The organism is Lentzea indica (assembly GCF_012184385.1).
GTDB lineage: Bacteria > Actinomycetota > Actinomycetes > Mycobacteriales > Pseudonocardiaceae > Lentzea > Lentzea indica.
This window is the reverse complement of record NZ_VSRL01000329.1, coordinates 1-8,537: the sequence shown is the minus strand read 5'-3', so window position 1 is coordinate 8,537 and position 8,537 is coordinate 1. Positions and strand designations below refer to the sequence as shown.

The 8,537-nt window shown below is 67.8% G+C and carries 7 protein-coding genes, 1 tRNA gene and 1 pseudogene; 2 read left to right on the top strand and 7 right to left on the bottom strand.

Going from position 1 to position 8,537, the window contains the following annotated elements; genetic code table 11:
- The 4 genes and pseudogenes from FXN61_RS44285 to FXN61_RS44270 all read right to left on the bottom strand — a co-directional run.
- Positions 1-273: pseudogene (locus FXN61_RS44285) on the bottom strand (hypothetical protein); the annotation flags it as partial.
- An 11-nt stretch (positions 274-284) separates the two neighbouring features.
- Positions 285-2,015, bottom strand: coding sequence for a VMAP-C domain-containing protein (locus tag FXN61_RS44280; protein WP_188136151.1), 1,731 nt, complete (start codon positions 2,013-2,015; stop codon positions 285-287).
- Positions 2,016-2,476: 461 nt separating this feature from the next.
- A tRNA-Arg gene (locus tag FXN61_RS44275) sits at positions 2,477-2,548 on the bottom strand.
- 316 nt (positions 2,549-2,864) lie between these two features.
- Positions 2,865-3,428, bottom strand: coding sequence for a dihydrofolate reductase family protein (locus FXN61_RS44270; protein ID WP_167979817.1), 564 nt, complete (start codon positions 3,426-3,428; stop codon positions 2,865-2,867).
- Positions 3,429-3,633: 205 nt separating this feature from the next.
- Here FXN61_RS44270 and FXN61_RS44265 point away from each other — a divergent pair, with 205 nt between their 5' ends.
- Entirely contained in the window at positions 3,634-4,203 is a 570-nt protein-coding gene (locus FXN61_RS44265; protein ID WP_167979816.1) for a TetR/AcrR family transcriptional regulator, read from the top strand.
- Here the strand turns inward: FXN61_RS44265 and FXN61_RS44260 are convergent.
- The 3 genes from FXN61_RS44260 to FXN61_RS44250 are packed head-to-tail and all read right to left on the bottom strand — an operon-like array spanning position 4,193 to position 6,265.
- On the bottom strand, positions 4,193-4,486 hold the full coding sequence (locus tag FXN61_RS44260; protein ID WP_167979820.1) for a DUF3017 domain-containing protein: 294 nt from the start codon (positions 4,484-4,486) through the stop codon (positions 4,193-4,195). The two genes, FXN61_RS44265 and FXN61_RS44260, sit on opposite strands and share 11 nt — an antisense overlap.
- A 13-nt stretch (positions 4,487-4,499) precedes the next feature.
- Positions 4,500-5,348, bottom strand: a complete 849-nt coding sequence (locus FXN61_RS44255; RefSeq protein WP_167979815.1) for a bifunctional methylenetetrahydrofolate dehydrogenase/methenyltetrahydrofolate cyclohydrolase — start codon at positions 5,346-5,348, stop codon at positions 4,500-4,502.
- The gene (locus tag FXN61_RS44250; RefSeq protein ID WP_312878469.1) at positions 5,345-6,265 is read right to left on the bottom strand and encodes a DMT family transporter; all 921 of its coding nucleotides are present in this window, start codon (positions 6,263-6,265) and stop codon (positions 5,345-5,347) included. Before FXN61_RS44250 ends, FXN61_RS44255 begins: the two co-directional genes overlap by 4 nt.
- A gap of 138 nt (positions 6,266-6,403) precedes the next feature.
- Here FXN61_RS44250 and FXN61_RS44245 point away from each other — a divergent pair.
- Positions 6,404-8,537, top strand: a 2,134-nt coding sequence (locus FXN61_RS44245) for a hypothetical protein (protein ID WP_167979814.1), incomplete at its 3' end; no start/stop codon positions are given.

The window sequence follows — 8,537 nt, the reverse complement described above, 5'->3', positions numbered from 1 at the left end:
GCTCGCGTTGACCATGTCGAGCTCGCGGGGATCGACGTGCTGCTCGGTCAGGTGGAACTCCGAACCGAGTCTGCGGCTCGCCTCGCCGTCGTCCTCCGGCGGAAGCGCGTCCGACTCGGGAAGGGGTCCTCCGAAGTCCCGCCACGGTGGGGGTGGCGGCAGGATCTGGGTGAGGTCGATGTCGTACATGGGACGCCCGGTGCCGCGATAGATCCACCAGTCAGGCGCCTCAACGTGCTGGTGGGAGTCCATCCTCGGCTCGTTCGCGCTCATGGTCTCGCCCCTCACTGCCCGGCCGGATTCGACGACTGCTGATCAAGAACGAGTGTTCTGTTCGGGTCGTCCCACAGCACCACGAGATCTCGGACGAGGTCGCCGACGTCGGCGGACAGATGAGCCGCCCTGCGCTGCTCCGGCAGGTCGAGCACACCTCCGTGCCCACCGGCCAGCCGGCCGACCAGCGCGTGCAGGTCCTCGGGCCGTGCCGTCGGATGCCACAAGATCACCGGCAGGCCCGCCCGCAGTGCCGCGGTCAACGCCTCGGGTGCGGCGTGCGGCTCAGGGCGGGCGAGTGGCGGTTCGTCCATCACCAGCCCAATCCATCTGGAATCACTCAGCACAGCATCGATCGGATTCTCCCTGGTCGACGCTGCACCGATTGGGTGAATTCGGTCCGGCGCCGGGTTCTCAAGCATAGAGTCCCATCGCACACGCCATGCGCGATGCCAGTATTTTGCGTGCATTCGTTCGAGGGATCTCAGTGCCACGGTGTAGTCGTAGACGAGCGGGCGTGGATCGCCTGAACGGTGTTCCTTGCACCAGCTGTAGATCGGCAATTGAAGCAGTGGGCGTGCCATCAGGAATTCCAGGGTGACGGATGCGGCCAGGTCGGACCAGACGCCCTCGGCTTCGATGATCACCTCGTCGACCTGGTATTCCAGGTCGTCTATCCCGACTTCGCGAACGCCGCCGCGAGGTGGTGGCCACTCAAGCGGATCGTCCTGGCGCCAGAAGGAAAGGATGCACCGGTCGGAGTCGATCGAGTCCAGCTCGATCGCGAACATCAGGTGCAGGTGCGGCTCGGACTGAATCGGCGGCCGGACCTCGCGCTGTTCGTCCAGCACACGGGTGCGCCGCAACTTGCGCACGCTCTGCTCCACCCAGTTCGTCAAATGAGCGGCGGTCTCACCGCCGACTTCGTCGGCCAGCAGTTCGACGAACAGGACCGCAGGCGGAATGCCGTCCGGGCCCGCGTTGACGTCGGAAAGATGGACGAACGCGTCCCACACGGAGTCGAATCGCGGAACCGGCATCGTCGAACCGGTGGCGCGGCTCACGAGCATCGGCAGGCGAGGCGTCTCGATCGTGACCAGCCAGCCGTGCAGCTCCTTGAACTCGTCCTCGGGGGCGAGTGGCAGCACGCCCAGATCGTCGTCCTCCGCTGTAGGAGGACGTCGGCTCACGACCGCGTCCTCGCCGTGCAGGCGCAGCCACGCGTGTCCCGTGAAGGTCTTGATCGTCACGTCGATTCGGCGGTAGGACTCGGGAGCCGTACCGGGATCCTGAAGAATCACCTCGGAGTAGAAGTGGTCCGACGCGATCATGGCCACCACGCCGTCGGATCGCCGCAACGCCAGCTTGGCCTCCTGGGCGTCCAGCAGGCGGAAGGCCAGATTGACCGGAATGCCCACCCACCCGTGCGTGTTCTTGCGGATGTCGCCGGAGTGCACCGCCACCCGAAGCTTGATCTTGGCCGCGTCGACCCTGGTCGAGTTGTACCTGCGGATCTCGGCGACCAGCCGGCCGGGCAGCTTGTCGGCAAGCTCGCTCTTGGGGAAGACGGCCGGTACCAAGATCAACGCGCCGTCACCGCGGTCTTCGGTCTCACACCTGTCGAAGTCGACACCAACGCCGCTGAAAGCACGCCTCAGCACGTCGTAGAGGCCGTCGTGCAGATCGGCCATGTGGGCGGTTCGCCGACTCGGATTGGTGAAGTCCGCGACGTCCACCGTCACGATGGTTCGATGCTCTGTCGGCGCAAGTGACACGAGCCCGTCCTCTCCCCACGACGACCTGTCGACGCGACGGATATCAGACCATCCAGTTTCAGCACCACACCAAATGACGCACAACGTTCGACCGGTAGAGGACCGTGGGGTCAGGGACACCTTGCCACAAACGGCTTACGGGCGTCGTCGGGTGGAATATGCCGTGTGCCGGGCCGGACGTGCTTTCGGAGCGTCAAAAGGGAAAGCCGCCCGCATCGGTTCCCGGCGGGCGGCTTGCTGAGGTCGTGTCACCAATTCGTGGAGCGCTGACGCCCAAGGCGCCGTTCAGTCGGATGCCCGCGAGTCGAACGCGGTGTTTCCTCATCCCAAATGAGGCGGGTTGCCGTCTCCCTCGCATCCGTTGGTGCGCCCAGGCAGGCCTGGGCGACGTGAGCAAGGCGGTCGGTTCCGTGCGGGTCACCGCCTCGTACCCCTGCCAGGAGTCGAACCTGGACTTCGGCGTTCGTAGCGCCGCGCTCTCTCCATTGAGCTACAAGGGCGTGGTGAATCATCGCGCCAATTCCGAAATGGAGGTGGCGACATCAAAGCGTGCGGAATGGAGAAAGCCGCCCGGATCGGTTTCCCGACGGGCGGCTCCCTGTGGTCATGACCAGGACTCAAGTCATGGCGGGGAGCCAACACCGCTGCTCAGCGGCGCGAACGGGCGTCGTGAGCCGCGATCGTCAGACGGTCGCGCGTCAGCGAAAGCAGCGCTGTCAAAGCGCTCCACTCGCATCTGCTGGCTCGTCATGACGTTCCCCTTCGGCTTGGTGTGGTCCAAGTATTACGGGCGCACGCGGCGCCCGTCAATCATTTTTAAGAACGCTCGTAAGTCATGAAGGAAACTCCGCTCTCGAACAGCTGCGCGTTGGTGCGTTCGAACTTCGTGATGTCGACCTTCCCGCCGAACACCGGGATCCCACGCCCGAACACGACCGGGTGGATCTTGAACAGCAACTTGTCGATCTCCGGCAGGAGTTCCGCGGCCAGCTTGCCGCCGCCGCACAGCCAGATGTCGAGGCCGTCCTCGGCCTTCAGTTCGCGCACGCGGCCGACCACGTCCTCGCGGATCACCTCGACGTCGTCCGGTGTGTCGGTCAACGACGACGACACCACGAACTGGCGCAGGTGTGCGTAGGGCGAGGCCAGTCCGCCGGGCACCTGGTAGGTGTTGCGGCCCATGAGCACCGTGTCGAAGTGCCGGTTCGGCGCGTCCTCCAGTCCGAGCGCCGAACGGAACTGGGTCGGCAGCGTGTCCGGGTACTCGGCGTTGATGCCGGCCATGTGGTCACCCTCGAAGATGAACCCGTCGAAGGTCCCGTCCTCGGCGGCGATGTAACCGTCCAGCGTGATGGCCACGTAGTAGACGAGCTTTCGCATGCAGATCATCCCCTCAGAACTGTGTTCGACTGCCGCTGCTCCGCAGACGGCGGCGAGTTCGCCTGCAAGTCGGTCGTCCGGCCACCGCTTCGGCCCGAATCGCCTTCGGCGGTTGACCCGAAGGGGCGACCGGACGACCGACGCGAACTCGCTTCAACCACGACGACTGTAGTACTATGCCTGTAGTGGTTGTCAAGGAGGAATCGTGGTTCGGAACGAAGCACGGCGAACCGCCCTGTTGGACGCTGCGATCGACGTCCTGGCCGAGGAGGGCGCACGAGGGCTGACCTACCGCGCGATCGATGCGAAGGCGGGGGTGCCGGCGGGCACGGCGTCGAACTACTTCGCGAACCGCGATGACCTGATGTCTGAGGTGGCGACGCGGGTGCACCAGCGGCTCATGCCGTCCGAGGAGTCGATCGCGGAGTCACTGGCCCTGCCGCGCGACCGGTCGCTCTCGGTGAAGTTCATGCACGACATCATCAAGCGGGCGGACGCCGACAAGGCCTGCTACCTGGCGATGATGGAGCTTCGGCTGGAGGCGACCCGCCGGCCGGACCTGCGGACCGCGCTCACGAAGACGGTCGCCGACAGCCTCGACTTCAACGTCGCGTTCAACGAGGAGTCGAAGCTGCCCGGCGACCGGATGACCGTCCTCCTGATGTACTTCGGGATGACGGGGTTGATCTACGAACGGCTCACGCTGCCCGGCATCGTCGAGCCGATGGACCTCGACGAGCTCATCGAGGTCCTCGTGAACCGCGCTATCGGCTGAGAGGGCCGCCGGTGATCGTCAGGGCCACGGCGATCACCACGACCCCGAGGGTGGAGTACAGGAACGCGTCCATGCCGCGGCCGCGGATCTTGATCAGGCCGGCCTGCTCGTCGGTCACCAGGATCCGCAGCACGGCGGCGACCAGCAGCGACACGCCCAGCAGGACCGCGCCCTGCCGCCAGTGGTACTGGAAGATCCGCACCAGCCCGAGCACGGCGACACCGAGCACCAGCGCGAACGGCAGGTGCTTCGCGGGACCCGAGCGCCAGCGCTGTTCCGGCATGAGCGCCTCTGCGTCAGACCGCTGCATTGGCGCGCTCGGCGGCTTCGACGGTGTTGGTCAGCAGCATCGCGACGGTCATCGGGCCGGAACCGCCCGGCATCGGGGCGAGCCATCCTGCGACCTCGGCCACGTCCTTGGCCACGTCGCCGACGAGGCCGGCCTCGGTGCGGGTGATGCCGACGTCGATCACCGCTGCGCCCGGCTTGACCATGTCCTTGGTGATCAGGCCCGCGCTGCCGGCGCCGGCGATCACGATGTCCGCCCTGCGCACCTCGGCCGCGAGGTCCTTGGTGCCGGTGTGGCACAACGTCACGGTGGCGTTCTCGGTGCGGCGGGTCAGCAGCAGGCCGATCGGGCGGCCCACGGTGACGCCGCGGCCGACGACCGTGACGTTCTGGCCGGCGATCGGCACGTCGTAGCGGCGCAGCAGTTCCACGATGCCGCGCGGCGTCGCGGGCAACGGGGCCTCCTCGCCGAGGACGAGCTTGCCGAGGTTGACCGGGTGCAGGCCGTCGCCGTCCTTGCGCGGGTCGATCCGCTCCAGGATCGCGTTCGCGTCGAGGTGCTTGGGCAGCGGCAGCTGGACGATGTAGGCGGTGACCTCGGGGTTGGAGTTCAGCTCGTCGATGACGGCCTCGAGCTCCTCCTGCGTGGTCTCCGCGGGCAGGTCGCGGCGGATCGACGAGATGCCGACCTTCGCGCACGCCGAGTGCTTGCCCTTGACGTACGAGTGCGAGCCGGGGTCGTCGCCGACCAGCACGGTGGCCAGACCCACCGGCTTCGGCAGCGCGGCGACCCGCGCCTTCAGGTCCTCGAACAGCGCGTCCCGGGTTTCCTTGCCGTTGAGCAGCGTCGCAGTCACGTCCTCATCCTCCCATTGGGCAGCACCGCGATGCCCACCGACACCAGCGTCAACACCACGCCGATCACGGTCGGCAACGCCAGGTGCCCGCTCACCGCGTCCAGCAGCACAGCCCCGATGAGCTGCCCGCACACGCCGCACAGCCCGACCATCAGCACGCCGATGAACCGCACGGACACGATCGCGCCGCCCACACCGACGATGCCGAGCAACCCGCCGAGGTAGAGCCACCAGTCAGACGGAAACCTGCCTGGCACGCCACCTCGGGCCACCAGGTTGACCAGGGTCAACGTGACAGTGCCCGCGGTGAAGTTCACCAGGATCGTCGCCACGGAGTTGGCAGCGGCCTCGCGGACCAGCCCGTTCACGGCCTGCTGCCAGCCCATCATCAGGCCCGCGGCCAGCGGCAGCATCGCGAGCCACAACGAGCCGGGAGACGTGAACTGGTCCGACACAGCGACCATGACGGCGATAACACCGACGACCGCTCCGACGACACGTGTGTTTGTGAATGGTTTCGACTCGCCCGGCCCGAATCCGAGGTGGTCCATGACCATGCTGCTCACGACCTGCCCGATCACGACCGCGACCGTGAACACCGCCACACCGATGATCGCGACCGTGAGCCCCTGCGAGCCCACCAGCACCGCGCCGCTGATTCCGCCGACGCACTCCCACCAGCGGATCCGGCGGTGCCTGAGCGCGTCGCGCAACCGAAGCAGCCCGTCCCGTCCGGACTGTCGCGACAGGACGACCACGACCAGCACCAACCACCCGCCGGCGAAGGAGATCAACGCCGCCAGCAAGCCGTTCTGCAACGCCTGTGCCAGCGAGCCGTTGACGCGCGCCTGGACCGCGATGGCCAGTCCACCGGCCGCCGCTAGCAGACCGCCGGTCACCTGCGCGGACCGCGACACACGTCCTCCAGCCGAGACAGGGGTGTTCTTGATCAGCTTTAACCTTGCACGTCGACCGCGTTATGGTCGGGCCTCCACCGTTCGGCGCAATGGCGGGGGACGTGTGCGATCCGGCGAGTTGCGGGGGAAGATGTTGGCGTGTCCGAGCCGAAGCCGTTGAACCCTACAGAGCAGGATGCTCTGGTTAAGCAGATCGGCCTGACTCTCATGCGGGCCGCGCCGGAAGACTGGCGCAGCGTCATCGCCCAGTACCGCGCCACCGGCCGCTACTTCGAGCTGGAGGCCGAACTGCGGTTGCAGGACGGCACCTCGCACGCCTGGGCAGTGCCGCAGGACGTGGCCTCGCTGTTCGCCCGGCTGCGTGCCGGCATGCACCGCGAGGGCAGGGGAAGCTGGACGAACGCCCGCTACCAGCTGGATCACCCGTCCAGCTACAACCTCGACTTCGACCGCGCAGAGCCGAGCTGGCAGACGCCTCCTCCGCAGCAGGCGTACTTCGACGAGATGCGGTTCTTCCCGCGCGCCGACGAGAACGTCCCTGACTGGCTGCGCCGCAGGCTGAACCCGCCGACGCCGGTGTTCCGCACGGTCAGGGTGTTCGACGGTGCCGGACCGAACGGTCGTCCGTCGGTCAACCGGCCGCCGGTGCCGGAGCCCGAGGTCGCGCCGCTGCTGACGTACCTGTCGAACGCGCCGGTCGCCGTGGCAGGACGCGGGTTCGATGCCGATGTCCTGCACCCGGACTCCCCGCAGGTCGTGCCGTCCGGCTTCCAGACCGACGGCGCGTGGATCTGGCCGGCGGGCGTCTCCTACTACCTGCGCAAGTACGGTGTGCCACCCGAGCCAGAACTGGTCGAAGGTGCCAGGGCAGCCGGCTTCACGCTGCCGGAGGTCTCCGAGGAGTCGAGGCTCGCCGCCGCGGCGAACCTCGGCGCTCCCGCCGCGCCTCCCGGCACCGTCGTGCCGTCGCCGCCAGAGCCGGAACCGCAGCGCGAGCCGGAGCCCGAGCCGAAGTCGGACGAGACGCAGTACGTCGCGCCGCCGTCGTTCGACGACGAACCGGAGGCCGAGGAGTACGACTTCGAGCCGATGTTCCCCGAACCGCAGGCCGCCGAGGTCACCACCGAGCAGCCGCAGATCGAGGAAGAGCCCGAGCAGGTGCCGGACGACATCGGCGCCACGGTCGCGGTGGCGGTGCACCCGATGACCGGTGACGGCCCGCCCTATCGGGTGATCTTCGACTCCGACGGCGTGCCCGACCACCTGGACGACAGGCGCCTGCGCGACACGTACGGCGCCGGCATGGACCTCTTCGCACCGCACCCGAGCGAGATCGAGGGAGCGGAGCCGGTCGTGGAGAGCCAGAACGAAACGGACGCCGACGACGAGCAAGACGTCGTGGACGTTCCCGAGGAACCCCGGATCCCCACCGCGGGCCCGGACGAGCCCGAGCTCCTCACGCACCACCGCGAGGAGGAGCGCACGGACAGCTTGGTCGCGGAGACCGAGGAACGTCCGCGCGACCTCATGCAGGACACGATGGCGTGGAGCCCTGTCCTCGACGAGCCGCTGGAAAGCGCGTCCGAGGTCACCGAGGAGCACCCGGTCGTTCCGGTGGCCGAGGACGAGCCGGACCTGGCGGAGAGCGAGCTCGAGTCGACGACCTCGTTCGAGTCCCAGCCGTTCGAGCCCCAGGACTTCGACCAGCAGCCGTTCGACCAGCAGCCGTTCGAGCCGCAGTCCTTCGAGTCCCAGTTCGAGCCGCAGCAGAGCCTGGTGCCTGAGCCTGTCGCCGAGCCCGCGCCGGTGATGCCTCCGGTGCCGGTTCCCGCGCCCGCTCAGGTCGAGGAGACGACCCAGTTCGACGCGGCTCTGTTCAACGAGCCGACGCCGGAGCCGGAACCCGAGCCAGAGCCCGAGCCGGAGCCGGTGAAGCCGCCGCGCCAGGTCACGCAGGAGGAGGACCGCGAGCTGGCGGGCACCCGCCGCGCGCTGGACGACCTCAACGTGCCGCACGGCGTGTTCCGGATCGGCGAGCCCGCCGACCGCACCTGGACGCTGCACCTCGACGGCGACAGCTGGGAGGTGTGCTGGTACGACCACGGCCCGAAGAGCCCTGTGCGGTTCGACAAGGTCGAGGACGCGTCGGCGTACCTGGTGGGCAAGCTGGTGCTGGGCAACTTCCGCACCATCCCGCGGGCACCCCAGCCCCCGCCTCCGCCACCGCAGCGGCCGATGAGCAACGGCTTCCGCGAGGAGCCGCGCCGTCCCG

Excerpts from the sequence above, each read along its gene's own strand:
- FXN61_RS44260 (WP_167979820.1), bottom strand. The coding sequence starts at position 4,486 with ATGCCGGAACAGCGCTGGCGCTCGGGTCCCGCGAAGCACCTGCCGTTC.
- FXN61_RS44270 (WP_167979817.1), bottom strand. The coding sequence starts at position 3,428 with ATGCGAAAGCTCGTCTACTACGTGGCCATCACGCTGGACGGTTACATC.